The sequence below is a fragment of the Caballeronia udeis genome (genome assembly GCF_044909315.1).
Classification (GTDB): Bacteria; Pseudomonadota; Gammaproteobacteria; order Burkholderiales; family Burkholderiaceae; genus Caballeronia; species Caballeronia udeis_A.
In genome coordinates this window covers 45,712-69,660 of record NZ_JBIYEB010000036.1, presented here as the reverse complement: position 1 = coordinate 69,660, position 23,949 = coordinate 45,712, and the positions used below count along the sequence as shown (strand labels likewise).

The 23,949-nt window shown below is 58.8% G+C and carries 25 protein-coding genes and 1 pseudogene; 6 read left to right on the top strand and 20 right to left on the bottom strand.

The features are described from left to right. Window positions 1–29: 29 nt before the first annotated feature. Window positions 30–638, bottom strand: coding sequence for a TIGR00645 family protein (locus tag ABH944_RS38150; protein ID WP_062092017.1), 609 nt, complete (start codon window positions 636–638; stop codon window positions 30–32). 236 nt (window positions 639–874) lie between these two features. Then, window positions 875–1,095: pseudogene (locus ABH944_RS38145) on the bottom strand (DMT family transporter); the annotation flags it as partial. A 457-nt stretch (window positions 1,096–1,552) separates the two neighbouring features. Here ABH944_RS38145 and acs point away from each other — a divergent pair. The 3 genes from acs to ABH944_RS38130 all read left to right on the top strand — a co-directional run bounded on the left by acs (window position 1,553) and on the right by ABH944_RS38130 (window position 6,040). Beyond that, complete coding sequence (gene acs / locus ABH944_RS38140) at window positions 1,553–3,535, top strand: acetate--CoA ligase (RefSeq protein ID WP_404613102.1); 1,983 nt, start codon at window positions 1,553–1,555, stop codon at window positions 3,533–3,535. Between the two features lie 140 nt (window positions 3,536–3,675). Then, a complete protein-coding gene (locus tag ABH944_RS38135) occupies window positions 3,676–4,014 on the top strand; it encodes a DUF4212 domain-containing protein (protein ID WP_404613104.1) in 339 nt (112 codons plus the stop codon). 7 nt (window positions 4,015–4,021) lie between these two features. Then, window positions 4,022–6,040 (top strand): sodium:solute symporter family protein, encoded by a 2,019-nt coding sequence (locus ABH944_RS38130; RefSeq protein WP_404613106.1) that lies wholly within the window; start codon window positions 4,022–4,024, stop codon window positions 6,038–6,040. A gap of 237 nt (window positions 6,041–6,277) precedes the next feature. Here ABH944_RS38130 and ABH944_RS38125 read toward each other — a convergent pair whose 3' ends face one another. Further along, a complete protein-coding gene (locus ABH944_RS38125; RefSeq protein ID WP_404613107.1) occupies window positions 6,278–6,508 on the bottom strand; it encodes a DUF4224 domain-containing protein in 231 nt (76 codons plus the stop codon). A 4-nt stretch (window positions 6,509–6,512) separates the two neighbouring features. Further along, entirely contained in the window at window positions 6,513–6,965 is a 453-nt protein-coding gene (locus ABH944_RS38120) for a hypothetical protein (RefSeq protein ID WP_404613109.1), read from the bottom strand. Window positions 6,966–7,408: 443 nt separating this feature from the next. Between ABH944_RS38120 and ABH944_RS38115 the strand changes: the two genes are divergently transcribed. Continuing rightward, the gene (locus ABH944_RS38115) at window positions 7,409–8,125 is read left to right on the top strand and encodes a TIGR02391 family protein (protein WP_404613111.1); all 717 of its coding nucleotides are present in this window, start codon (window positions 7,409–7,411) and stop codon (window positions 8,123–8,125) included. Between the two features lie 234 nt (window positions 8,126–8,359). On the opposite strand, the gene ABH944_RS38110 is transcribed toward ABH944_RS38115, so the two are convergent. From ABH944_RS38110 to ABH944_RS38060, 11 genes are all read right to left on the bottom strand, one after another. Beyond that, window positions 8,360–8,779, bottom strand: coding sequence for a hypothetical protein (locus ABH944_RS38110; protein WP_404613113.1), 420 nt, complete (start codon window positions 8,777–8,779; stop codon window positions 8,360–8,362). A 270-nt stretch (window positions 8,780–9,049) separates the two neighbouring features. Beyond that, entirely contained in the window at window positions 9,050–10,165 is a 1,116-nt protein-coding gene (locus tag ABH944_RS38105) for a tyrosine-type recombinase/integrase (RefSeq protein WP_404613115.1), read from the bottom strand. Further along, window positions 10,162–10,674, bottom strand: a complete 513-nt coding sequence (locus ABH944_RS38100) for a hypothetical protein (RefSeq protein ID WP_404613117.1) — start codon at window positions 10,672–10,674, stop codon at window positions 10,162–10,164. Before ABH944_RS38100 ends, ABH944_RS38105 begins: the two co-directional genes overlap by 4 nt. Window positions 10,675–10,676: 2 nt before the next feature. Further along, the gene (locus ABH944_RS38095; protein WP_404613119.1) at window positions 10,677–11,681 is read right to left on the bottom strand and encodes a hypothetical protein; all 1,005 of its coding nucleotides are present in this window, start codon (window positions 11,679–11,681) and stop codon (window positions 10,677–10,679) included. Window positions 11,682–11,693: 12 nt separating this feature from the next. Further along, window positions 11,694–13,241 (bottom strand): right-handed parallel beta-helix repeat-containing protein, encoded by a 1,548-nt coding sequence (locus ABH944_RS38090; RefSeq protein ID WP_404613120.1) that lies wholly within the window; start codon window positions 13,239–13,241, stop codon window positions 11,694–11,696. Continuing rightward, a complete protein-coding gene (locus ABH944_RS38085) occupies window positions 13,238–14,002 on the bottom strand; it encodes a hypothetical protein (protein WP_404613122.1) in 765 nt (254 codons plus the stop codon). The genes ABH944_RS38090 and ABH944_RS38085 overlap by 4 nt, the downstream gene beginning before the upstream one ends. 178 nt (window positions 14,003–14,180) lie before the next feature. Further along, window positions 14,181–16,073 carry a phage tail tape measure protein gene (locus ABH944_RS38080; protein WP_404613124.1) on the bottom strand — a complete coding sequence of 631 codons (1,893 nt, stop codon included), beginning with the start codon at window positions 16,071–16,073 and terminating at the stop codon, window positions 14,181–14,183. 10 nt (window positions 16,074–16,083) lie between these two features. Next, window positions 16,084–16,308, bottom strand: a complete 225-nt coding sequence (locus ABH944_RS38075; RefSeq protein ID WP_404659667.1) for a hypothetical protein — start codon at window positions 16,306–16,308, stop codon at window positions 16,084–16,086. Between the two features lie 122 nt (window positions 16,309–16,430). Then, complete coding sequence (locus ABH944_RS38070) at window positions 16,431–17,486, bottom strand: hypothetical protein (RefSeq protein ID WP_404613128.1); 1,056 nt, start codon at window positions 17,484–17,486, stop codon at window positions 16,431–16,433. Between the two features lie 14 nt (window positions 17,487–17,500). Then, complete coding sequence (locus ABH944_RS38065; RefSeq protein ID WP_404613130.1) at window positions 17,501–17,701, bottom strand: hypothetical protein; 201 nt, start codon at window positions 17,699–17,701, stop codon at window positions 17,501–17,503. A 162-nt stretch (window positions 17,702–17,863) separates the two neighbouring features. Continuing rightward, complete coding sequence (locus ABH944_RS38060; RefSeq protein WP_404613132.1) at window positions 17,864–18,388, bottom strand: hypothetical protein; 525 nt, start codon at window positions 18,386–18,388, stop codon at window positions 17,864–17,866. Window positions 18,389–18,538: 150 nt separating this feature from the next. On the opposite strand from ABH944_RS38060, the gene ABH944_RS38055 reads away from it, so the two are divergent. Then, the gene (locus ABH944_RS38055; protein ID WP_404613134.1) at window positions 18,539–19,720 is read left to right on the top strand and encodes an HNH endonuclease; all 1,182 of its coding nucleotides are present in this window, start codon (window positions 18,539–18,541) and stop codon (window positions 19,718–19,720) included. 73 nt (window positions 19,721–19,793) lie between these two features. Then, entirely contained in the window at window positions 19,794–20,588 is a 795-nt protein-coding gene (locus ABH944_RS38050; protein WP_404613136.1) for a hypothetical protein, read from the top strand. Between the two features lie 163 nt (window positions 20,589–20,751). On the opposite strand, the gene ABH944_RS38045 is transcribed toward ABH944_RS38050, so the two are convergent. From ABH944_RS38045 to ABH944_RS38025, 5 genes are all read right to left on the bottom strand, one after another. Next, entirely contained in the window at window positions 20,752–22,458 is a 1,707-nt protein-coding gene (locus ABH944_RS38045; protein ID WP_404613138.1) for an AAA family ATPase, read from the bottom strand. Between the two features lie 52 nt (window positions 22,459–22,510). Then, window positions 22,511–22,735: a hypothetical protein gene (locus tag ABH944_RS38040; RefSeq protein WP_404613139.1), complete on the bottom strand. Its 225-nt coding sequence runs from the start codon at window positions 22,733–22,735 to the stop codon at window positions 22,511–22,513. 108 nt (window positions 22,736–22,843) lie between these two features. Then, the gene (locus ABH944_RS38035; protein WP_404613141.1) at window positions 22,844–23,077 is read right to left on the bottom strand and encodes a hypothetical protein; all 234 of its coding nucleotides are present in this window, start codon (window positions 23,075–23,077) and stop codon (window positions 22,844–22,846) included. Next, window positions 23,070–23,372 carry a hypothetical protein gene (locus ABH944_RS38030; protein WP_404613142.1) on the bottom strand — a complete coding sequence of 101 codons (303 nt, stop codon included), beginning with the start codon at window positions 23,370–23,372 and terminating at the stop codon, window positions 23,070–23,072. The genes ABH944_RS38035 and ABH944_RS38030 overlap by 8 nt, the downstream gene beginning before the upstream one ends. Continuing rightward, window positions 23,365–23,649 (bottom strand): hypothetical protein, encoded by a 285-nt coding sequence (locus ABH944_RS38025; protein WP_404613144.1) that lies wholly within the window; start codon window positions 23,647–23,649, stop codon window positions 23,365–23,367. Before ABH944_RS38025 ends, ABH944_RS38030 begins: the two co-directional genes overlap by 8 nt. Window positions 23,650–23,949 lie beyond the last annotated feature (300 nt).

Below are 23,949 nucleotides of genomic sequence, written 5' to 3'. Positions count from 1 at the left end.
GGATACTTTCATCGGCGCTTTAAAAGCGCTCATGGGTGTAATTCTGCTGCTTGCTCGTGCGCCTTCGCCGGCGTGGCGGATGGCTCATGAAAATGCTCCGGGTGCGTGTGCGTGGTCAGGCGGTCGACCCACGCCATGATCAGCGCCGAGAGGAGGAACGCCAGGTGAATGATCACTTGCCACATCACCGCGTGCTCGGAATACTGGTCAGGGTTGATGAAGGTTTTCAGCAGATGGATGGACGAGATGCTGATGAGCGCCATGGACAGCTTGACCTTCAGCACGCCGGCGTTCACATGATCGAGCCATTCCGGCTGGTCGGGATGGCCTTCCACGCCGAGCCTCGAGACGAAGGTTTCGTAGCCGCCCACGATCACCATGATCAGCAGGTTCGAGATCATTACCACGTCGATCAGGCCGAGGACGACCAGCATGATGTTGGTTTCATCGAGCGTCGTCATGTGAGTGACGAGGTGCCAGACTTCCTTCAGGAACAGCACGACATACACGCCTTGCGCCACGATCAGGCCGAGATACAGTGGCACCTGGAGCCAGCGGCTCATGAAAATGACGGCGGGAAGCGGCTTCATTGAAGGGCGCGGAGGACGGGTGCCGGGGATGTTCGGGGATGCGGACATGAGCGGTGCCGGGTCGTGGGAGGTTGGTTGAATGCGTACGTGCGTCGGGCGTGGCGGGCGCGAAGCGGAGGCCCCACGCTGATTTTTGAGAAAGCGCGTTATTGTAGCGCGACGGTGGCGCCGGGTTGCGGGTCAACCCTGAGGAAGTCCGCACGCGGTGGGATCCAATATTGCCCACCGGCGGTTCCGCTGCGCGTACGAAACCGGTGCGAAATCCATCCGGAAGCGGTTCCCGGTCAAGAAATAATCGACGGCGCCGTTTTTGCCTTCATGCTGGCCAGCGCAATCCCGTACGGGATGGTCGGACGTTTATCCGGAAACACCATGCCGTAGAGCGCCGCCGCGATCGGCAAGAGTCTGCAAACACGCCTGCGAGACTGCCGTCCACGTACCGGATGCCTTTCATCCACAGCCGGCAGGAAAAGACGCTTCCCGAGACTCCATACCGGAGTACGAGGCCCCGGACGCTCAGGCTGAGGTTGCTGCATGGCTGCGATGAGGCAGAGCGCGTAACGATTCAAGCTGGAATCCGGACAACGAGTTCAGTTAACATGGCGTGGCGCGTCATGGGTGGAGTCGCCCGCAACCCCAACCGAAGCAGCGCGCGAGCGCAAAGCGCATCATGGTGTTGGCGCGTTGAAAGGGCCGCATCGTAAAAATGCCGGCCCCTACGTGTATACCCCGTGATCATCGGGTGGATTGCGTAAGTAGCGGGTAAGGCGCGCGGCTTATCTTCGCCGTATAAAGCCTGGCGCGCGTATGTTGCGCCGCATCGAACAGGCAAGCACAGAGGCAGGAGACGCGGCACGGCGCTGGGCAATTGCGCGTGTCGTCCACGCCTGAAAACATAGCGGCTTCGGGGCTTGGGTTCCGGAGTCGCGGTCATCAGATTTACATCAAAGAAGGGGTTGTCGATGTCTGCGATTGAATCCGTACTCCAGGAACGCCGTATTTTTCCGCCCTCGGCCAAAGCATCGGCCGGCGCAGCGATTTCTGGCATGGACGCGTACAAGGCTTTGACGTCCGAAGCCGAACGCGATTACGAAGGCTTCTGGGCGCGTCTCGCGCGCGAGACGCTTAGCTGGCACAAGCCGTTCACCACGGTCCTCGACGAATCGAATCCGCCGTTCTACAAGTGGTTCGAGGACGGCGAGATCAACGCGTCGTATAACTGCATCGACCGTCATGTGGAAGCCGGCCACGGTGCGAAGAACGCGATCATCTTCGAAGCCGATGACGGCACCGTCGTGAACGTCACGTATCAGGATCTTTTGCAGCGCGTCTGCCGCTTCGCCAACGCGCTCAAGAAGCGCGGCGTGAAGAAGGGCGATCGCGTGGTGATCTACATGCCGATGTCGGTGGAAGGCGTGGTCGCCATGCAAGCGTGCGCGCGCATTGGCGCAACGCACTCGGTGGTGTTCGGCGGGTTCTCGTCGAAGTCGCTCAACGAACGGCTGGTGGATGTGGGCGCGGTTGCGCTCGTTACATCGGACGAACAAATGCGCGGCGGCAAGGCACTGCCGCTGAAGAACATTGCCGATGAAGCCATCGCCGCCGGCGGTTGCGAAGCGGTCACGAGCGTGATCGTGTACAAGCGCACCGGCGGCAAGATCCAGTGGCATGAAGGCCGCGATCTCTGGATGCACGAGCTGGTCGCGAATGAAGCTGATACGTGCGAGCCGGAATGGGTCAGCGCAGAACATCCGCTGTTTATCTTGTACACGTCCGGTTCCACGGGCAAACCGAAGGGCGTTCAGCACAGCACCGGCGGATTTTTGCTGTGGGCTGCGCAGACCATGAAGTGGACCTTCGACGCGAAGCCTGACGACGTGTTCTGGTGCACCGCCGACATTGGCTGGATCACCGGGCATAGCTACATTGCGTATGGTCCGACCGCCATTGGCGCGACCCAGGTCGTGTTTGAAGGCGTGCCGACCTACCCGAACGCCGGACGTTTCTGGGACATGATCGCCAAGCACAAGGTCACGATCTTCTACACCGCGCCGACCGCTATCCGCTCGCTGATCAAGATGGCTGAAGCCGATGCAAAAGTGCATCCGAAGAGCTTTGACCTGTCGTCGTTGCGCATTCTCGGCACCGTCGGCGAGCCGATCAATCCGGAAGCGTGGATGTGGTATCACGAGAACGTGGGCGGCGGCGCTTGTCCTATCGTCGACACCTGGTGGCAGACCGAAACCGGCGGCCACATGATCACGCCGCTGCCGGGCGCAACGCCTCTCGTGCCGGGTTCCTGCACGCTGCCGTTGCCGGGCATCATGGCGGCTGTCGTCGATGAAACCGGTCAGGACGTGCCGAACGGGCAGGGCGGGATCCTGGTCATCAAGCGGCCCTGGCCGTCGGGGTTGCGCAACGTATGGGGCGATCCGGAGCGCTACAAGAAGAGCTACTTCCCGGAAGAACTCGGCGGCAAGCTGTACCTCGCCGGCGACGGCGCCGTGCGCGACAAGGAGACGGGTTACTTCACGATCATGGGCCGGATCGACGACGTGCTGAACGTGTCGGGGCATCGGCTTGGGACCATGGAGATCGAGTCGGCGCTGGTGTCGAATCCGATCGTGGCGGAGGCTGCGGTGGTCGGCCGTCCCGACGATACGACCGGCGAAGCGGTGTGCGCGTTCGTCGTGCTGAAGCGCTCGCGTCCTGATGGCGCGGAAGCCAAGCAGATCGCCAATGAACTGCGCGCGTGGGTCGCGAAGGAAATCGGTCCGATTGCGAAACCGAAGGACATTCGTTTCGGCGATAACCTCCCGAAGACCCGCTCCGGCAAGATCATGCGGCGGCTGTTGCGTTCGCTGGCGAAGGACGAGGCGATCACGCAGGACGTGTCGACACTCGAGAATCCCGCAATCCTCGATCAACTCGGCGAAGCGTATTGAATTTGGCTTGAGTATCATCTGGCTTGAAAGAGCGGCTTCCTGTTTCAGGAAGCCGTTTTTGTATAGCGAGCGTGTGTTCCGAGCCGGCACGCGATGTCGATCCCGATTGCCGCGTCTTGAAGCATTTGGTAGATAAGCACATGGCTTCGATCCCACCGACCGCTGCAAGTCCTCCCGAACCACCGCCCGTCACGGAGGCGATGGCGCGCGCGCACCGGTTGTACTGGCGAACGAATCTCGCGCTGATATCGGTGCTGATGCTGATTGGCTTCGTGGTCTCGTTCGGCATTCCGCTGATGGCGACGCGGCTCGACGGCATCCGTTTCGCGGGTTTTCCGCTGCCGTTTTATTTCGGTGCCCAGGGTGCGATCCTGGTGTATGTCGCGTTGATCGTGGTGTACATCGTGCTGATGCAGTTCGCCGATGCCCGCTTGCAACGAACCCTCGGCATGCTTGCCTCGATCAAGCCCGAGTCGTGAATTGCCGATGAAGCTCACCCATCGACTCATACGGGCCTACGCGCTTTATACGCTCGGCTTCTTCCTGTTCATCTACGTGATGGCGCGCATCGAGCGCGTGACCGGCCCGGGCATGTGGATCGGATACGTGTTCCTGTTTGTGCCCATAGCCGTGTATGCCGTGATCGGCTTGTTGTCGCGGACGTCGGACCTGGTCGAGTATTACGTGGCCGGTCGGCGCGTGCCGTCCGCGTTCAATGGCATGGCGACCGCTGCGGACTGGTTATCGGCGGCGTCGTTCATCGGGCTGGCCGGGTCCATCTATGCAACCGGCTACGACGGCCTCGCCTACATGATGGGCTGGACCGGGGGCTATTGCCTCGTCGCGTTCCTGCTTGCGCCCTACGTCCGCAAGCTTGCTCGCTACACCATCCCCGATTTCCTCGGCACGCGCTTCTCGAGCAACCTCGTGCGAGGGATCGCGGCGTTCGCGGCCATCCTGTGCTCGTTCGTTTATCTCGTCGCACAGATCCAGGGTATCGGGCTGATTGCTTCGCGGTTTATCGGTATCGATTTCGCGATCGGCATCTTCTGCGGGCTCGCCGGCATTCTCGTGTGCTCGTTTCTTGGCGGCATGCGGGCGGTCACGTGGACGCAGGTCGCGCAGTACATCATCCTGATCAGCGCCATGCTGATTCCCGTGTCGATGATTGCGCATCGCGAGGGGCTCGGCTGGTTGCCGCAGCTTTCCTACGGGCACTTGCTGGAGCGTGTGGAGGTGCTTGAGCGGCTGGTTGAACGCTCTCCCGAGGAAGCCAGGGTTCGCGACGACTACAAGCGCCAGGCGCAGCAGATCCAGACGCAGATCGATGCGTTGCCGGCGTCGTTTCATAGCGAGCAAGCGCGGTTGGTGGAAGAGATTGCGGACCTGCGCCGGCATAACGGGCCGCTGCGCGATATCAGCGAGCGGGAGCGCGAACTGGCGTCGTTCCCGAAAAATCCCGCCGAGGCGAATGTGCAATGGAGCCGTGCCCGCGATGCGATGCTCGAACGCGCGGCGCCACCGGTGCCCATGGCCGAAGCGTTTCCCCCTTCCGACGATGAAAGTGCGCGGCTGCACAGGCGGAATTTCCTGTCTTTGCTGCTGTGTCTGTCACTGGGAACGGCGAGCCTGCCGCATATTCTGACGCGCTATAACACGACGACATCCGTGGCTTCCGCGCGGCGTTCGGTCGGCTGGACGCTGTTTTTCGTCGCGCTGTTCTATGTGACCGTGCCCGTGCTCGCGGTGCTGATCAAGTACGAGATGCTGACGGGAATCGTCGGGCACAAGTTCGCTGACCTTCCTGCATGGGTCATGCAATGGCGCAAGGTGGAGCCGTATCTGATTCGTATCGGCGATGTGAACGGCGACGGCATCGTGCGCTGGTCTGGTATCCAGATGCAGCCCGATATGGTGGTGCTCGCCGCGCCCGAGATTGCGGGGCTGCCGTATGTGATGTCGGGGTTGATCGCGGCGGGCGCGCTGGCCGCGGCGCTTTCCACCGCCGACGGCCTGCTGCTGACGATTGCGAATGCGCTCTCGCACGACGTCTATTACTGCATGGTCGACAAGACCGCGAGTAGTCAGCGAAGGGTCACCATATCGAAGATATTGCTGCTGGGCGTGGCGCTGTTTGCTTCTTATGTGGCTTCGCTCAATACCGGGAATATCTTGTTTCTGGTGGGGGCGGCGTTTTCGTTGGCCGCGTCCAGTTTGTTTCCGGCGCTTGTGCTGGGGGTGTTCTGGAAGCGGACCACGAAGCTTGGGGCGGTCTCGGGGATGCTGGCGGGTTTGAGCGTGTGCGTTTACTACATCGTGTCGACGTATCCGTTCTTCACGCAGATGACGGGGTTCTCGGGTGCGAGGTGGTTTGGAATCGAGTCGATCAGTTCAGGGGTGTTCGGCGTGCCGGCGGGGTTTGTAGTGGCCGTGGTGGTGAGTTTGGTTGATCGGAAACCGGATGCGTATACGAGGGCGCTGGTGGACTATATCCGGCATCCGTGACGAGCAATATTGAAGGTTTTGGCCGCGGCCAAAAACAAAAAACCCGCGTCGGCACAAGGCTCGATGCGGGTTTTGGTGCTGCTCGACAATGTGAAACGTATTCTGGCGGAGAGACGGTCCCCCCTTGAGGGCCGTGCGACAGTGGTTACACGATGATTGACCCATCCAGCCCACCAAAGAACCCACCTAAAGAGCAAGAGCAATCCAAAGATCAGTTCGGACGCCCCCTGCGCGCTGTCATGCCTTGAATGCATCCAGGTTTGGTCCTGCATCGTACTTTGTAGACGAATCGCCCTCGCTGATGCCCAGCTTCTTATCGTGATAGGCGCGAGCGACCTTCGGAACACCGTTTCTATCGATTACGAAGGGCCATTGGTTCTCCTCAAGCCATTTTGCCATCATCGTGCGCTGGTTTGGCTTGCAGCCGACCAGGTCGGCAAGCTCGAAGGCAGAGAGGTAGTCGCTCATGGGCCTACGGGTTAGCGCGGACTATCTCAATAGAGCAAACAATATCGCAGGGCAGAGTGCCGCCGGACTTGCCGACCAATATCACTTCCTCGTCTTCTGCCACGCTTGGAGTTATGACAGTATCAGAAACGACATGTGCCACCACTTCATGCTCAGCCAGGCGCGCCTGGTCGATTGTTAGCACAACTCCGACGCTGCGCTGGCCACCTCGAAGCGCGTAAAAAATTGCTCTGCCTCGATGCGGCGACGTTGAAACGCCGGACGTTGGATAGCCCGCTTGATTGAGCTGGTGTCGCAATACGGCATTGTCCGCGCTACGGCCATAGGTGCCGCTGCCGTCGTGCGTCATGGACCCATCGTGCTTAAAGACATACACGAAATCACCCTCGTTTTTTGGGGTTAACGAGTCAACAATGGACGTTTGGACGGAAAAACCACGGTATAGAAAAGGAGGCATTCGGTAGATGAGGATCGCAACGGGATTCCACTGTAATCAGCATCACCGTGTGGCGCAAGCCTGTCGAATTTTGGCTTACTGCCTTGTCCGCAAGAAATGAAAGAGGCCCGCGCGGATCGCTCTACCGGGACTTCATTTGATGCATCGGCGCCCGTCGGACTGATGCGGGGGAGATATCCCTGCAGCCGGCGCAACGTCGCAGACTGCCGGTGCTTTCTGTATGCTCACGGCACGACGGCACCACTGGCATTGTTGCCCACCGGCCTCCAGCGGCTGTGCCGGTGTTCACGGGTCATCGCATAAGGGTGGCAGCTGCAAAAATGCTCGCACGGGCGATCACCATGAGAGTCGCAGAGAATCTGTTGCTTTAGAATAGTTCCCAAGTGCTCGCGCCGCCTACATGGCGGCGTTTTGTTTGCACACGATAAAGGAGGGCACTGCTCATGAAAATAAGAACTCACATTCGTACGGCCGCAGAGTTGTACGACATGTCCGCGTCGTCATTCGCACCTGTCCTCTTTGAATACTTGCTCGATCAGGGTGGGAATTTGCATCCATATACTGTCGCGGTCAGCATTCAGGACGAATTTCCGGAGCAACGAGGAGAGGTGTTCATGCGTGTCATTGCCGAGGGCTGGCAATGGTTAGAGCACCAGGGGCTGATTGCAGCCTTTCCAGACGGTCAAAATGCCGGGTGGCATTTCATAACCAGTAGGGGATACTCAGCCCGGAACGCAGCGGGCCTGGCGAAGCTTGTCGCCGCCGATCAACTGCCCGCGCACTTCCTGCATTCCGTCGTCGCACGCGAAGCACTTCCGCTCTTCCTAAGTGGAGACCTAGACACAGCCGTGTTCAAGGCATTCAAGCTGCTCGAGGTAGCGATTCGGGATGCTGCTGGCTTCGGAATGGACAAGGTCGGCACAGCTCTCGCGCAGGAGGCGTTCAAGGCCGAAGGTGGACCGCTAACAGACACCTCCTTAGAGAAAGGGGAGCGGATCTCGATGATGAACTTGATGGCCGGCGCAATCGGGGCTCATAAAAACCCTCATAGCCATCGCACTGTAGTTTTGACTGTTGAAGAAGCTCGCGACATGTTGATACTCGCCTCTCAACTCATTAAGGTCGTCGACGCACGACGCCATGCGCTCCGGCCTGACTAAAAACTGTCCAACGGCGATTCTCAGTCTTAATGAGAACTCGGTCCGAGCATGACATCCGACGACCAGTGCTTTGCGTTGAGCAGTAACGTCATCGCCGGCTAAATGACTCTTCTGAGTTAAGAAGAGGGGAATGCAGACGCCTGTCGCGGAGTGAGCCGGGCCTTACTCATCCGCTTACGCTCCATCGCCTGCTGCCGGTGTTTTTCCCCACCGCCGGCCGGGGGATCGCAGATCTTACTGATCCTTCGGATTGGTCGCCGCCGCCAATCGATCCAGGGCGACGTTCAGCTTCCTCACCGCAAGCCCTATCGACCGTTCAATGGCTCGGATGTGCTCGAGCTCCGCACGGGTCGATCGCGGGTCGCCGGCGATCGGATGTGTTTGGGCACGTTGCACTGGCTGACCAAGCCGCTGAACGGCCGGGACTTGCGCAAGGTGTGCTGTCACTGCGCCGAGGTCGAATAGCCACCCCCCACCCTGCGTGCCGCACCGCAACACAGGAAAACTCGGGTCTGTCTCGATGCGGCGACCGAGCTTTGCCCTCGACCAGCCGAGCGTTACACATAGCTTCATTTTGTCGACGTGATCTGCGACCGGTGTAACGCGACGTGCGGCCCGTGTAACGTGATTTTTGCTCTTCTCGTAAGAATTCATGCCTATGCTCCACGTTGCTGTGTAAGGCTCCCAGGGATTTCAAAATCCATTTCGACGGCCGCGACGGGGGGATTTCCGGTGTAACGCCAAACCGGTGTAACGGGTTTTTTTTTATGAACCGAGAGCGGGAAACGCGCGCGCGCAATGCCCGTGTCCATCCGACCATGGGGAAGGACCCGTAAGGTTTTAGAAAGCGAAAATTGGTCTTCCACGCCGGTCTCCCTCCTGCCCATCGATGGTTCCGAGGCCTCCAGCGGCCCAATTTGGCTCTCAAAATCTCGATGACTCGTGGTAAAGAGATGCGCCTTGCTGCTCGCCGCCCAGCGCGGTCTCGTTCGCCGCCTGATTGCCACTGACGTCGCTTTGCGTTGAGAACCCCATTTTGTGGGCGATGCTTTGCTGTGCTTTGGCAACGAAGTCCATGTTGACTTCGAGATAAGCCATGGTGGTCAACGGGCTCTTATGTCGCATTGCTCGCTGTATGGATTGAATCGGCGCACCCATCTCGGACATCAACGTGGCGAATGTTCCGCGGAGTCGGTGGGCAGTGACGTGACCAGTACCGACCGCCGTGTTTGCCGCGAGCATCGCAGTTCGTGTGAATCCGGACGGGCAAGGCTTTCCGTTGGGGCGTGCAACGATGAGCCCAGATGGCTGCCGCATAGGTTGCAAGTAGTCGATCAGCCATAGCGGCACCGGGATCGGCTCTGCCTCCTTACCTTTCGTTTTGCCAGGGATGTAGGCGCGACGCTCCCAATCTAACCATTCGAACCTGGCGGTGATCGTTTCGATCTCTCTCAGCCCAAGGCCAAGCATGAGCCGTACGGCGATCCTGACGGCCATCTTGTCGCCTTCATGGGTGTCGACGGCCTCGAGCCACTGAGACGCGAGGGACGTCGAGAGAATCGCGCGTGGTCGCTTCTGGACTGCCAGTGTGCGGACGCGAAAGCGCACGGCCGGGATGACCTCACGCCGAACTGCCCAACTACAAAGAAGGCGTAGGACTTTGAGCCATTGGTTAGCGCTCGCCGGCGCGTGGTTCTTCAGATATTCATTACGCGCCTCTTCGACCATGGCGGTCGTCAGTTCGTCGATCATCACATCTGCGAGCTGATAGAGATGCAGACGGCCGAAGGTTTCGACGATCTTGCTATGGGCCTTGCTTGTCGTGGGCGCATGGACGGTAAGCCATTGGGCGACGAGCTCGCGCAGCGTCGGGATCGACTGTTCGCGGCGGCTCCACAGTGCGGCATAACGGTGGGCACGCTCGGCGATCGATTCGGCTCGATGCCTTAGCGTCTCGCCCGTCGAACGCTGAACTCGCACGCCGTCGATCTGGAAGCGGTAATGCCAGACCTTGCCGACGCGGAAGAGCTGGCAGCTCATTGGCTTGCCCGCAGCATTGGATAGGCTTGCTTGACATCTTCCAATTCAAGCCGGTCGAATCCATGTTCGACGCTCGCTGCTTGGTATGCGACCGCCGCCTCTTCAGGTGTATTGAAGAATCCGACGGAAGTGTTCGAACTCAATATCCGAGCCTCGAACCAACCCTTGATGAATCGCACGCCTTTCGGAAGATCTCTCTGTTTCAAGCGGCGCTGGGCATTACTCCGCGACTTAGTCGTTATAACGAGATTTTCTCGCCGGCAATCTAGTCCATCATGGTTTCTGAAGGCCACGATGAACCCTGGTTGCGGATTCATCAAGTCACGTTGCATCTGGATGTGACGCATCCGTTTGGCTTGTCGATTCCAAACCCCACGTGCTGCATACCAGACATCTTCGACGTGCTTGCGCCGGTCGCGCATGGCGTACCATTTGAACGCCGATAGTGCTTCATAATCCTCGTCATCGACGATAGCAACCTTGCCTCGGGTGAGTGAGATCACTTTCATGGTCAGTGCAGCCGCCGAAACCGGAGATACCCGGTCACATTACATGTGCTGGTGCCGAAACTCACATTCGTCGTCGCATAGATGGTGGTCGTTGCCGATATCAGGATCTGCGAAACCGGACTAGCAATGGTTCCACCTTGGCCTGCTGTTGCTGACCATGGAGTCTGGACGTACGCCCCTAAGGCGCCTAGCGACGTGGCCGACGTCCCAACGCCCGCATAAGCAAAGCTAACGTTCGTAGTGCCTGCAGGAGCGACGGTTATCACCGACTGCACGTCATAGTCACCGGCCGGTAATGAATAGCTGATTGCCGATTGCGTTATGCCGGATGTTGTTACCGCGATTGAGGTCCCGGTAACCGTAAGCCATTGCCCAATCGCGCCTGATGGCGCAGCGGTTCCCGAAGTGCCGCCCACGATGTTGGGCTGATTGAAAGTCGTCCCGCTCGGGATTGTAACCGTGCTTGTCGCGCTCAACGTCGTAAATGAACCCGCCAACGGGGTCGCTTGACCCACGGTAACGCCGTTGATCGAGCCGCCCGTTGCCGCCAGCGCAGTGGTCGCCTGCGCGATCGTAGCGTACGTAGACGTCGCGCTGGCCGTCGTCAGGTAATTCCCGATCGTCAGGTTGCCGGTGTCATACGGCGTGTTGCCATTGAACGTCGGGCGCACCGTGAAAGTCTGAGCGAGCGCCCACGTGTTGGCGGTGCTCAACAGTGGGATAACAGCGCCGCTCGTGCCCGTATTGACGACTGCGCCCGTCCCGAGACCCAAGTTCGTCCTGGCCGTTGAGGCATTCATCAGGTCCGATAGGTTGTTCGTCGCCGCCAGACCTCCAAGGCCGGAGAGCGTGACCGTGGTCCACGCTGGCGCGCTCGATGGACCGGTCGATGCGATGACCTGCCCGGAAGTTGATCCGGCTGAACTGATGAGCGGAAGCGGCGTATACGTGATGCCGAAGCACGCGATTGGAATTAATGCGAGCAATGAAACAAATAGTTTGCGCATGGGGATTCTCATTTATTGATTGTTCAGCGTTGAACCACCAATCGTCGGGGCCGACCCAGAGAATGACCCGATCGTATTCGGCTTCAGGTTGTTCCCAATGCTGACATTGATGGTCCCCGCATTGAGCACGCCGTACTGCTGCGAGCTATATCCGGCAGTGTTGTTTATGGTATTTCCGGACACATCGGCTGTTACGCCTGAACCGATATACAGCCCGATGCCAGCCGTGGCCGCGTTCTGACCGCTGTTGGTAATGAGGTTCTCCGTAACGGATACTCCGGTACCCCCGTTGATTGCAATGCCGTTGGCTGACATCTGATTAATGATGTTGTTCGATATTTTTATCGTGGCACCATTTTCTATATCAATTCCGTTTCCAGCGCCCGTTGGCGGGGTCGTTCCAAGCGGACCGGTGTCGCTAGAGCCAGATAATTCAAGGAAAGAATTCGTGATTTGCACGTCTCCGCCGAAGCTTTGGACAAAGATTTCGTGATTGCCGTCGCCACCGAGAAAGCTGTTGGTTATGCGAGGTCCGAAAATCGGTTGCGCTGCGGTTCCAACTACAGCGAACCCCACACCTGAATTTCCAAAGGAAAATATTTTGTCCATGTTGGAGACGCTAACCCCGCCTGCGCCTGGAGCCGCGGTGGAGTAAATGTAAAAACCACGTCCCCCGTTAGACTGAGACAGCACGTTACTTAACCCCCACTGCATCGGCCCGGTAGAAACGTTGAACATCTGAAGCCCATCGGCCGCATTACCTTGGGTTACGACGTTGGTAACGTAGCCGGCCGAGGCATCGTGAAGAACCAGGCCGATAAAATGGTTGAAAATGTAAACGTCGTGGATGTTCGAGAACTGGGAAAAACTGGCAAATTGGATCCCATTGCTTCCGGCTTGCGCCGTCCCGATCGGAGTTATAGACCTGTTGATGGTCATGTTCGCGATAGTTACCCACGTCGCGCCAGCCGCGACTTGAATGCATGCATGCCCGGAATTGTTTGTGCAATTTATGATCGTTCCAGCACCTGTGAACTGGGACGTTACATAGGTATTCCATCCGCTTCCGAGAAGAGACTGCCCGGAGTTCAAGACGATATTATTGTCGAGAGCTTGATAATTTCCATCGGGCGCAAAAACAGATTTTCCGGTAGCCAGCGCACCAACAAATGCCGCTGTGTCATCGAATGTTCCGTTGCCCTTAGCGCCCCATTCGCGAACATTGACTGGCCCTGACGGGAAGACTGCGATCCAGCATTTGCTATCCGCACTTCTGACTTGTGAGCCGTTGTCGCCGGCGCCAGCGTTTAACGAACAAGGACTGCCAGACGCGGTATATACGAGCGTAGGAGCATCGCCAGGCGCATAGAAACCGAGCCTCGTAATCGTGCTTGCCGTCGTGCTCGGGAGAGCCATGAGCGCCGCATTACTTGTCGCAGTTGGATATACGGGTGCGGAGGCCGCCGTGGTCCCGATCTGCAGGTTTTTTACGGTGAATGTTTGCGCAGGCAGCGCGAACGAGACCGCGAGAAAGATGAGGAATACAATTATCTTTTTCATACTTGCGTACCTGCAGAATTGATCCAAACGACCGGCGAGAGCGACAGCGCCGTAATGGGGAGACCTAGGGTGGTGTCCGTATATGGCTGGCCGATAAAGCTCGGGACTGGCCGTTGTGCGGTGGTGCCGTATGTGGGATATGAGAGTTGCGCCGCGCCCACGCTTCCGGCGGGCAGCGTCCCGAGCGGGATAGTCACGCGGCCAGTGACATAAACGTTCTGAACACCGAACGGGACGGTCGGGTTAAATCCGATGACCTGGCCGGACAGCGTGCAGTCGAATTGCCGACCGTCGTCGAAGTACAGGCCGATGTTATCCATCGAACCATATGTGTTTACGACGGTGATGCTCGTGCTGAATCCAGGAGCGAACTGCGTCGAGCTGGCTGCGCCCATCGCCTCGCTTGTGATGGTGCCAAGCGACTCGCTCAGCGTATAAGTTCCAGCGCCCCCCGTTCCCGAGCCGAGACCGGTAATCGTCGGTGACCCGGCAACGCTGGCACCGAAGACGGTCTGCCCGATCGCCAACGGTGCCCCGCCCCCGAACGCGCTCACGTTCAGCGTGTTGCCGGAAATCGAGGCGGTGAAAGTCGGCCCCGCCGCGAAAATCTCGAGGAGTGCATTGGTCGCGAGTGCCGCCCGCAACTGGGCGATGGTGCCCTTCACAGTCGCGTTGTCCTGCGTCATGAAGAGAAGATCGTCGTCTGAAAAGCCGGTCGCGGCCGGAAATGCCGGAAGGCGTATGCCTGCACCCGTGCTCATTGGCTGGCTCCGTTATTAAGTGGCGTGGTGAATTTGATGGCCATCAGAGATCAAGTCCCAATGCCTGGTTGAGTCGTGTTCATCCGCTGGTGCTCTTCGCCCACAATGCGGTTGTGCGATCGCGAGTCGAGAAATAGCGGTCCGTCGAACGTGGCCTGCAGCAGGTCGTCCCAGTAGCTCAAGGCGTGACTGCAGTCGGCATCGAATACGAGACGCGTGTGGGCCCGAGCGCCGCGTTTTCAGGCGACGCGGTCACACTCGCGCCGGCGGGCAGCCCGGAAACCTTAAGGTGTATGCCGATCTGTTGTTGTGTGGCTTGCGCAGGCCCGGCGCCTCCTTGCGTAGCCGGGCCTTGTCCAGGAGTGATACCGGCCTGCTGCATGCCGGCGATCGTTGCATCTCCCACCTGCTGCGGTGAATATGGCTGTTGCCCGTTCTCCGCACGGATCATCCCGATCACGAGCGACGATACGACGCGCGGATCATTAAGATCGGGTATGGCGCCGGACTCGAGCCCGGTCTCCGCCGACATGATCTTGGTGTAGTTGGCGATCTGCTGCGGCGTGTTGCCAGTTCGCGCACCGCCTGTCCACTTGTCCTGGATCTGCGAGAGCGATAGACCGCGATAGTTGTGTTCGAGATTAGAAACCGCGTCGGCGATGCCCTTCGTCGGATCCGAGTAGGCTCGCTCGTGGCCGTCCAAAGTCATATTTAAGGGGTTATTGCTTCGGATACCCAATGGGTTTTGCACGCCTTGCATACCGTTCGGTCCGGTATTCCCATTGATGTGCAGCCAGTCGCCCACCACGCCCCATCTCCCGATCGGCGTCTTTCCATTCGTCCCGTCACCCAACGCAGGGGGCGTAGCGTTCGCCATAGACGAGCCGATATCGTTCCAGTGCTTGTAGATCTCGTACGACAGGAATCCGATCGCCCCGAGTGCTGCAAGAATCGGATTGGCCCAGACGATGGCTCCCAGATTGACAAGAGCAACGCCAAGCTGGGCGATCGACGCAAGCAAAGGGCCGGCCATGACCGCGATGATCCCTGCGAGCGCCACCTTCCAGCCGCCGATAGCGTCGACGAAACTGAGGACACCTTTCACAAGGCCTGTAACGTCGTCCCACACACGCTTAAAATTGATCGTCTTGACCCAGTTGGCGATCTGCTGGGCATACTCGGCTACTTTCGTGGCGATCAGATCTCGGTTCGTCGAGACCCACTGCGTCAGTTGGTCAATCAATGGCTGCAGCACGGGCATCAGTGCTGCGCCAATTGAGTTCTTTAACCCGCCGACAGCGGTCTGCAACATCAGCAAGTGGTATTGGAATTCAGCGGCCGCGGCAATCGCTGGACCGCTCATCTCGCCGCCGAGCTCGCGTACCTTCTGTAGGTAATCGTTGATCGCCTGGGGCCCCTTGCGCAGCAGTGGGAGCAAAGCACTGACGCCGAACTGATTGGCGATCACGTTCTCGACCTGTGCGTTGCCCTTGATACCCGGGCGCTGCATCACACCGGCGAGATCCATCATTGCGCGCTGGGTATCGACCGAACCATTCTTCAGGCGATGCATGCTGATGCCGAGGCGATTCATCATCATGAGCGCGCCTTGGTTGCGCCCGAACAGAGCGTCCTCCATCGTGTTGCCAAGGCCTGTGAGACTAGACGTGAGCTCCTCGGCACTCACGCCGGCGAGTCGCCCGGCAGACTGCAGGCCCATGAGCGACATCGCAGACATCCCGATGTTGGCGGCCGCGTTCGTGACCGTCATAGCAAGCTTGCCCCACTCAGTAGCAAGCGCGGCGACGCCGGCAATCGAGCCGACTCCTATGATCGCTGCGAGCGGAGCAAAGATCTTCCCGACTTTCTCCGCAACGTTCGCCGCGGCCTTACCCACACCCACGAATCCCTTCGTTAACTTCGTGACGCCGGCAGCTTTGGCTAGGTTGCCGATCGACCGGTTCAGGCGCGTGATCGGCATCAACGCGTTCGCAAACGACCTGTTGACCTTGTTAATGATCTTGGTCGCATTGTCGATCGCGGAAATTCGAATCTGCAAATTGTTTGCCATAGGAAATCCCCTAGATTTTCGTTAGCGCTTCGCAGACAGCGAAAAAGTCCCGGGCGCGTAGGTCCTCGATGACGGTTACAGGAACATCGGCGAGCAGTCCCAGCATTTCAAACGTCTGATCCAGTCCGACCAGGTCAGTCAACTGGCGCGCTTCTGCCTCTGTCGGCACTCGCACTTTCAGCGTTTTGACTCCAACCAGGAAGCCGTCCTTTTCGAATACCAGCGCATGGGTCAACGGTATATTGAAAACTCGCGGACCTTTCCTGACTCCCAGCGACCGCGGCTTCGTTTTTCGCGTCATGCTTGCATCCCGGAAATGCAACGTTCACGTGCGGGCTCGTTATTCGGTCCCATGGCCTATGCTCCTCCTCGATCGCCGTTGGCACCCTGAGACTCGTTCATCCATTCATACTCGCCACTTACATCGCCATCGAGAGATCGCGAGCCAAGGTCCGCCGGGGTAGCTGCAGCACGAGCTCTGCTTTGCGATGCGAGGGGTGCCGCCCGTGCTCCCGGTTCGTGAATGACCCACGAATGGCCCTTCGGCGGTTCATTGCGCCGAGCTGCCCTCTGTTCTTCCTCTTGATCCCAGCGGCGCTGTTGGTCGGCCGCCTCTTGGCCACCTTTTTCAAACTTTCGTTGTTCAAATTCCGTTCGCTTCGGTGCATCAGGCTGGGTCGACTTCGGCAACTGATATGGTCGGTGTTGCTTGAGAGCAGCGGAGACCATAGCGATCTCCTGGACGGCCGTCATCGCACCGACAGGCAGCGAAGGGAGTGCTTCCTGTGATGCGAGAAGGTCGGTGCCGTGCACACGCACGTGATGAGATAGATGATCCGAACGGTAATCAACCGGACTGATTAGCTTGGCGCAGTCGAGCCAGTCGCGGGCGAGACCGCCGTCAGGGATCTGTGCATCGACGGCAAGAGCTGCTTGAATAACCGGGATCAGCGGCGCGCAAGCCTCTAACAGATCTTCGTTCAACGCCGCGCGGATGTGCTTTCTGTAGCCGGTCATCGCCGTTGACAACCGTTTTTTCAAGTCGGCGATTGTTGCATCGATTTCACGGGCTTCAGCGCTCAAATGCTCTACAGCCGCGATGCGCCGCTCGTGAGCGCGCCGGGTGTCGACGAGCTCACCGTTCGCCTTGTCGGCCGCCTTCGCGGCCTTGGTAGCGTCCGCCTTCATATCCGCATCCGCCGCCGCGCGTGCCTCCGCCTTCACAGCCTCCGCGTCACGCTCAGCCAACACAGCTTCGAGCTCCGCGATTCGGAGCTTACCGGCGGCGATTGCATCACGGTTCGCGATAGCAGCGCGATCTGCAGTCGCACGGCCATCGATGGCCGCTTTGATTTCATCGAGAACGGAGCGCAGGTCGGCGGGCAGAAACTTCATGGCCGCGAAAATCTTCATATTGATTTCCCCGCTCAACTGGCGCGAGCGCGGCGAAACGCTGCGTCCCAGCCCGGGTGCAGCTTCACGCCGGTGCTCGAGGGGCTGCGTGCACTGCCCATCGCCCGGTCCCAGCTCGAGCTGACCTGGGCGGCCCGTACTGCGTCAGCGATCGCGCCATAGCGCCTCTCCGCGTCCGCCTCGGTAACTGGAGTGTTTCTGCTTCGCTTTTTCATCGTGCTCTCCATCCCGGCATGCTCGACATCAGGCGCGTCGACGCTTTAGCGGGTGAGCACAGATTGCCTTTAGGCTGGACGGGACGGCAACTGGACGGCGATGACCGCCTTGGAAGCCCCGTCGATTGGGAGATCGAACTGCAACCGGACGAAGACGTCCAGTCAGCGGGACGATTTTTTAAATTGAGAGTTGGGGAAGTATGAGGTAGTCGAGATCTTGCTCGCCTTAACTGCTTTTCTCGCCGCCGTGCAGTGGTCTTTTATATGGCGTGGCTTAACTCCGTACTTCTCGGCGAGCTTAACGTTGGGGGCGTGCGCATGATCGTCCTTCAAGGCTTGCTGCTCCGCGAGGAGTTCCACATCAGGCGGCAGGCAGACCGCACCAGTGTCCTCTGAAGCCAATTCGTGATCACTCACCTGGAACCCCACACCCCTTGCGTCAAGCCAGCCGTTCAGATCATCTGCGCTGATAAGGCAGCTATTGAACATGAGTGCGCCAGCAAGCCCTCGATATTTGATTGGCAACCGACTCGAGGGGCAACGTCCTACGAGTCTGCCGTCACAGAGGTCGGTATAGATCTCACCCTCATACTGACCAGCAACCTGTATTCGCAGCAACTGGTCTTCTGGATAGCGCGCCGCCGCCATCGCATTCGCGGCTTCCATCTTCGTGTAAAAGTGAGTCATCGATGCTCCCGCAGCATCCCCGGCAGGAGTCGCGCCAGCGAGCCCGGGTAGCCCGCGTTTCGCCTGGCCGGGCTAGGCGCGACGATCCGATTATGCCGACGAGTGGTACTGTTTACCAGCCGCGCGACCTCCCTTCGATAGGAAAGCAGCATGGAAAAAACAAGTAACCAAAACGTGTGCGCACTCTGTGACGATCCGATAGCTCTCAAGGGAGATTCGGGCGAACACATCATCCCCAATTCAATCGGGGGACGCCGAAAGGTTTGGGGCTTCGTCTGCAGAGACTGCAACAGCCGAGCAGGGGATAGCTGGGACGTAGAAATCTGGCGTCAGTTTTCGCATATCGCACTAATGCACGGTGTTGACCGTGATCGCGGGGAGGTCCCCGCCGTTCTAGTGAAAACTGTGTCCGGGAAACAATTGATGCTGCTGCCCGACGGCAGTCTGATGCCTCAAAAGATCACCTTCGAGAAGGTTCCGCATGCCCAGGGCAAAGGGTTTCTCATCAATGCCACCGTTCGCAACACACAGGAAGCGGGCCAGATGGTGCGTAACCTTGCGGCCAAGCACCCCGAGATCAATGTTGAGGAAATGCTCTCGAATCTGAAATCGAGCTCGGAGTTCCTGGACTCCCCGATCACGTTCGGGGCCGGATTCAGCGACCCGCTAGGCGGACGATCAATGGTGAAAACTGCGATTGCGATGGCGGCGCATGCTGGTGTCAAGCCATCAGCATGCGATCTGGCGCTCCCCTATCTTCTCAACAAGGACTGCCAGGCATCCTACGGGCTGTTTTACGCACGCGACCTCGTCAGCAAGCGTCCAACGGGCTATACGCCTCACATCGTCAGTGTGCGCGGCGACCCGATTAGCGGATATCTATGGGGGTATGTGGAGTACTTCGGGATGGCCCGGATAGTCGTGCCTCTGAGTGACAGCTACGACGGCACGTCCTTGTCGTCAACCTACGCGTTTAATCCCGCGAACGGCAAAGAGGTCGACATTGACGTTGATCTTTCTTTCTCCGACGACGAGATCGAGCGGATCAAGGCGAATGAGGCTTACACCGATGAGCAGTATGCGGCCGTCGTATACAGCTCGTTCGGGATCGTCTATTTTCGAAGCGTTCGACGTCAATTCAGAAAGACGTTTGCCGAGTCAGTCGCATATGCGGCATCGAAATTGGGGATCCCCGCCGGAGAAGCCGTCCCGCCTACGCAAGCTAAGGAGTTCGCTGGGTATCTGACGGAAAATCTCCAACCGCTGATCGTTCACATGATGGCAAGCGGCATTCCTATCGCAGAAGCTATGCGGATTGACGAGGACGATTGATTGAGGGTGTGATCGGCATCGTAGAGCAGTTTCTGCTTACAAACTTCAGTAGTGCGTGATCCGGGAGGGAGCAATGTTAATTTTTGAGATCACGACGCCGGGCGCCCGGCTTGTTACTGACGACCACGACCAGTGGTGGAAAATTACGGGTCTCCTTCAACATCTCAAATTGCAATTTTTCGAGGCGAATGCCGCGTTAAATCTCTTCAATCAAGCATCTGATGAAGCCCCCAAAACCACGTCTCCCGATTTTGCAAGCTACGAACGCGATCGACAGAGACGCGCAGTCATCCAGCGCGAACTCGAGCAAGAGCGCGGAGCACCTACTTCCGAGGAAGATATCGAAGAGATTCGTTTTGATACTGAGGTGCGTCTTAAGCGGGAGCGATGGCTTGAGGGCGCAGCCCCACGCGAACTCTTGGCTGTGACGCCATTTATCTATGCGCGCGCCTTTCTGTATGCGTTGGACATGTTCGAGAAATTTCTCGGTGTTCTCGCCGCCGAGCCAGATGTCCCGGAGGCGATAACTCAAATTCACCGACAACTGTTGGCGATATTCCCCAGTCTCCGGGCGATAAGAAATTCGAATCAGCACTTTGAGGACCGTGCGCGCGGGCTCGGAGCGGGTAAACCGCCGACACAAATGGAACTGAAGCCTGTTGACAACGAATTCGTCAAAGCGGCAGAAGGGGCAGTCCTGGCAGTGAATGTTCTGAATGGCTCGAAATACGGTTCAACTATGGCCGACGGACACTATGGCGAGGTCGACGTATCTATCGAATCGATGGAACACTTGCAGCGGATTCTGGAAAGCGTTCTTGCATCGTTCCAATGGCGGGGACCGAAGCAGCATTTACCGAGCCTATGAACGGCGGCTTGGTTGGGGGAACGTGCGTCGTATTTGATTTCGTTGAGTTTTGGTGCACGTATCGGCGACCCCGTGCTACCTGCATGTTGGCGGAGTTGATGGCGGACTTGAAAGTCTTATGCGACAAGGGTTTCCCGTCAAGGCCGCCAACTCCGCCAACATTTTACGGAACCCCCCCGGGCGCGCGCGGACGCGCAGGCGCGCGGGGGTACTTGGCGGACTTGGCGGACTTCACCGCAAAGCCTTGCTCAGCTTGGGTTTCAACCCCGCCAACGGGGGTTGAAACGGTTGGCGGGGTTGATTCACCTGGCGGAGTTGCATTTTCCTGCGCCTGCTCTGGATAGCTTGCGTCGACCCATACCCAGTCTCGGCCTCGTTTTTCCGCCCGGATCGGGATGCCGTCGGCGATCGCTGCGGCCTTTGCGCGCTCAAGTGTCCGGAAACTCACTCCGTTTGCCTCGGCAGCGCGCTTGATATCCGGGTGGCTCATCCACGGCCTGAGCCACTCGCTGAGGAGGTGACGGCACCGCTCGAGCTCGCTAAGTGACTCAGGAGCGTCGTCGTCAGCGTTGTATTCGAACTCACCGAGGATCTCACGCGCGGTACCGGCGATCAGTTCGCCCCAAACAACCTGACTTGCCACAATGCCGTCGGCAATGCGGACAATCTCGATGCCGTAAGCCACGCCGCCGGTGTCCGCCGCAATATTCGATTTCGCCCGCGCGAGCACACGCCGATCGTTGCCTTCTTCCTTCGCCGCGACCAGTACTACCCGGGCAAGTGCCCCGAAGGCCTGGGAGCCGGTCACTCGCTCGAGGGGACTTCGACCTGCAGTCCCCTTCGTGAAGTGGCTCAGACCCAGGATGGCGCACTTGTGTCGAGCTCCGAAATCAACGATCGCCTGCAGGCTCCGGCGTACGTCGTTGGCCTTGTGCATGTCACCTGATACTGCGTTGACGATCGGATCGATGATAAGCAGGGACGCGCCGCCGATCTCTTCCAGGCGAGCATCGAGAAGTGGCACGTCGCGTGCGGGGTCGAATGCTCCCGTTTTCCCATCTGCGAGCTTCACGCCTTCTACATAGAAGCATCGGGTCAAGTCTGCACCGGCCGCTTTCAGTCGCGGCACCAGCGTGTCTTTCCAGTCGTCCTCCGAACTCCAAATGAGGATGTTGCCGGGCCTATGGCACGGTGTCCCGTCAGGCCATTGTCCCGAGACGGTTAAAACGGCGGCAAGGCCGAGCGCAAGCGTGGTTTTCCCAGTTCCGCCGTCACCGGCCAGGATCGAAAGCTTGCCGGCTGCGAGCCAACCTTCCCACAGCCAACGGATAGCCTCGGGCGTCACATCAGCAGCGCACGACAGCATGACTGCCTCGCCGGGAGCTCTATCCGCGCCGCCGGCGGCTATGTCCTGGAGCTTAGCCAGCGCCCGAGCGATGATTGAAGTGACGGTCGCGCCCTGGCGATTAAGTGCGACCGCCCGAATTTCATCGGCTGCTGCTAGAAGGCTCCGAAGACGCGCCCGGTCAGCCACGATTTCGGCGTATCGCTGAATATTCGCGGCTCCTGGGGTGTTCTGTGCAAGCTCATTGAGGTACGCGAGGCCTCCTGCGTCGTCGGCGTTGCCGGCAACTTGCAGCGCCTCGAAAACGGTAATGGCATCGGCGGCCCTCCCGTCGTTGATGAGTTGCGTGATCTGTCGGTAGATCAGTCGATGATCGCGTCGATAGAAGTCGCGATCGCGCAGTTGATCGGCGATCCGTTTAAAAGAGCGGTTGTCGAGCAGCAGGCTGCCGAGTACCGATTGTTCGGCCTCAATCGAATGCTGCGCGGCGTCGGCCCGGTCGAGGGTCTCTTGACGAGCATTCATGCGAGACCGCTCCCAAAGTGACCAGAACGCATAGCGGATTCGGGTATGGAAATCATTGCCCGAGCCCTCGACCGTTATGTTGATCCAGACAATAGTCGGCGAACGCGATGATCACGCGAAGCATGGTGAGAGCCTGGGTCTGTGCCACCTCAACTGGCGGGAACTCGATCGAGCCGTCGTTCATGATGTCGATATGAAGCCTCGATGTGATCTTCGTCTGCGCAGTCGGGAGGGGAGCCGGCTTGCGGAATGAGGCCAGTTGTATAACGTCACTCATAGGACACCCCGATCGGCGTAGATGCGCGGGTTCCCGACTAGCACCAGCGCAGCTACGTCGGTGATGGCCACGGTAACGCCGACCAGGTAGTCGGCGCTGAATGTGCGATCAACCATGGTTCACCTCCGCAAGAAAGAAATCAGATTCGCCGTCGGCACGTTTACCGTATTTGGAGGTGATCTCTGCCCCGATCTGAGCAAGCAAGAATCCCCTGTCCAGATCTTTACCGGTTACTGCCCACTCCTCCAAGAGTTTAAAAAGCACATGGGCGTGTTGAAATGCGCGCATTGCTGCGGCGAGTTCATCTGCAGCGCGCTTCGCGATATCGGTTTGCTTAGTCATGGTTCACCTCCGTCACCGTGCCAAGCGAGGCGGTGAAACGGTCCGCATGAGTCATGTACGCGCATTGATGCCGGTCGAATTCAACTCCGCGGGCTTCGCACAGGCTTACGCCAAGGGAGGCGAGCCGGGCGGAAAGCGAGCCTGGAGGCGAAGCTACCGCGATGGCCTCGAACACGGCTCGGAGGTCGCTGAACGACACGCACGCGGAGGTAAAAAGTTCCTGCGCTTGATCGACGAGAGCGATAAGCTCTTGCGCGTCGACTTGATCTGGAGAGGGGATGCGGTCATCAGGCATGGTTCACCCCCACACGCGATTGTTCGGCGATCGCGGAAGCGATACGAGCGGCATACGCGGCGTTGAAAGCGAACCGGCGCGCATTGTCATCGGGGTCGGACGTGAGGCCGGACAACAGATTCCGAAAACGCAGGTCGCGGAAGTCAGCCAGGCTGAGCACAGGGTGATTTAGCCAAAGATCCGCCGCGGCAGCGCCGGCACGCGCAAACAGCGGATGGCGTTGAACTGGAGTTTGGGGTTGGGGCTGCCCGGTACGGGCGAACAGTGACTGGCGCATGATGCGACCTCCTATCGATATCGGAGGCCTGCCGTCCACTGCTAAATGGGGTGGGCAGGCCGTTGACCGGGTTAGCAGACAGGCTCGATAGGAAACCTGCGCATCCGAAGATGCCCCAGCCAAGGCCCACCCATAGAAGAAGGCGCGCAAAGGCGTAGTACGGACGTAAAAAAACCGCGCAGCGGCGGTCGTCCGCCCATCGAGTTCCTGGCTGCTAAACCAGTTCGCTGTTGTTTCAGCGACGTGACCAGCATAGGTGGGCGGGTATACCGTCGTCAAGTGGTATTTACACGGCCGGAG

Coding starts and splice junctions, on each gene's coding strand:
- ABH944_RS38150 (WP_062092017.1), bottom strand. CDS start 638: ATGTCCGCATCCCCGAACATCCCCGGCACCCGTCCTCCGCGCCCTTCA.
- acs (WP_404613102.1), top strand. CDS start 1,553: ATGTCTGCGATTGAATCCGTACTCCAGGAACGCCGTATTTTTCCGCCC.
- ABH944_RS38135 (WP_404613104.1), top strand. CDS start 3,676: ATGGCTTCGATCCCACCGACCGCTGCAAGTCCTCCCGAACCACCGCCC.
- ABH944_RS38130 (WP_404613106.1), top strand. CDS start 4,022: ATGAAGCTCACCCATCGACTCATACGGGCCTACGCGCTTTATACGCTC.
- ABH944_RS38125 (WP_404613107.1), bottom strand. CDS start 6,508: ATGAGCGACTACCTCTCTGCCTTCGAGCTTGCCGACCTGGTCGGCTGC.
- ABH944_RS38120 (WP_404613109.1), bottom strand. CDS start 6,965: ATGCCTCCTTTTCTATACCGTGGTTTTTCCGTCCAAACGTCCATTGTT.
- ABH944_RS38115 (WP_404613111.1), top strand. CDS start 7,409: ATGAAAATAAGAACTCACATTCGTACGGCCGCAGAGTTGTACGACATG.
- ABH944_RS38110 (WP_404613113.1), bottom strand. CDS start 8,779: ATGAATTCTTACGAGAAGAGCAAAAATCACGTTACACGGGCCGCACGT.
- ABH944_RS38105 (WP_404613115.1), bottom strand. CDS start 10,165: ATGAGCTGCCAGCTCTTCCGCGTCGGCAAGGTCTGGCATTACCGCTTC.
- ABH944_RS38100 (WP_404613117.1), bottom strand. CDS start 10,674: ATGAAAGTGATCTCACTCACCCGAGGCAAGGTTGCTATCGTCGATGAC.
- ABH944_RS38095 (WP_404613119.1), bottom strand. CDS start 11,681: ATGCGCAAACTATTTGTTTCATTGCTCGCATTAATTCCAATCGCGTGC.
- ABH944_RS38090 (WP_404613120.1), bottom strand. CDS start 13,241: ATGAAAAAGATAATTGTATTCCTCATCTTTCTCGCGGTCTCGTTCGCG.
- ABH944_RS38085 (WP_404613122.1), bottom strand. CDS start 14,002: ATGAGCACGGGTGCAGGCATACGCCTTCCGGCATTTCCGGCCGCGACC.
- ABH944_RS38080 (WP_404613124.1), bottom strand. CDS start 16,073: ATGGCAAACAATTTGCAGATTCGAATTTCCGCGATCGACAATGCGACC.
- ABH944_RS38070 (WP_404613128.1), bottom strand. CDS start 17,486: ATGAAGATTTTCGCGGCCATGAAGTTTCTGCCCGCCGACCTGCGCTCC.
- ABH944_RS38065 (WP_404613130.1), bottom strand. CDS start 17,701: ATGAAAAAGCGAAGCAGAAACACTCCAGTTACCGAGGCGGACGCGGAG.
- ABH944_RS38060 (WP_404613132.1), bottom strand. CDS start 18,388: ATGACTCACTTTTACACGAAGATGGAAGCCGCGAATGCGATGGCGGCG.
- ABH944_RS38055 (WP_404613134.1), top strand. CDS start 18,539: ATGGAAAAAACAAGTAACCAAAACGTGTGCGCACTCTGTGACGATCCG.
- ABH944_RS38050 (WP_404613136.1), top strand. CDS start 19,794: ATGTTAATTTTTGAGATCACGACGCCGGGCGCCCGGCTTGTTACTGAC.
- ABH944_RS38045 (WP_404613138.1), bottom strand. CDS start 22,458: ATGAATGCTCGTCAAGAGACCCTCGACCGGGCCGACGCCGCGCAGCAT.
- ABH944_RS38040 (WP_404613139.1), bottom strand. CDS start 22,735: ATGAGTGACGTTATACAACTGGCCTCATTCCGCAAGCCGGCTCCCCTC.
- ABH944_RS38035 (WP_404613141.1), bottom strand. CDS start 23,077: ATGACTAAGCAAACCGATATCGCGAAGCGCGCTGCAGATGAACTCGCC.
- ABH944_RS38030 (WP_404613142.1), bottom strand. CDS start 23,372: ATGCCTGATGACCGCATCCCCTCTCCAGATCAAGTCGACGCGCAAGAG.
- ABH944_RS38025 (WP_404613144.1), bottom strand. CDS start 23,649: ATGCGCCAGTCACTGTTCGCCCGTACCGGGCAGCCCCAACCCCAAACT.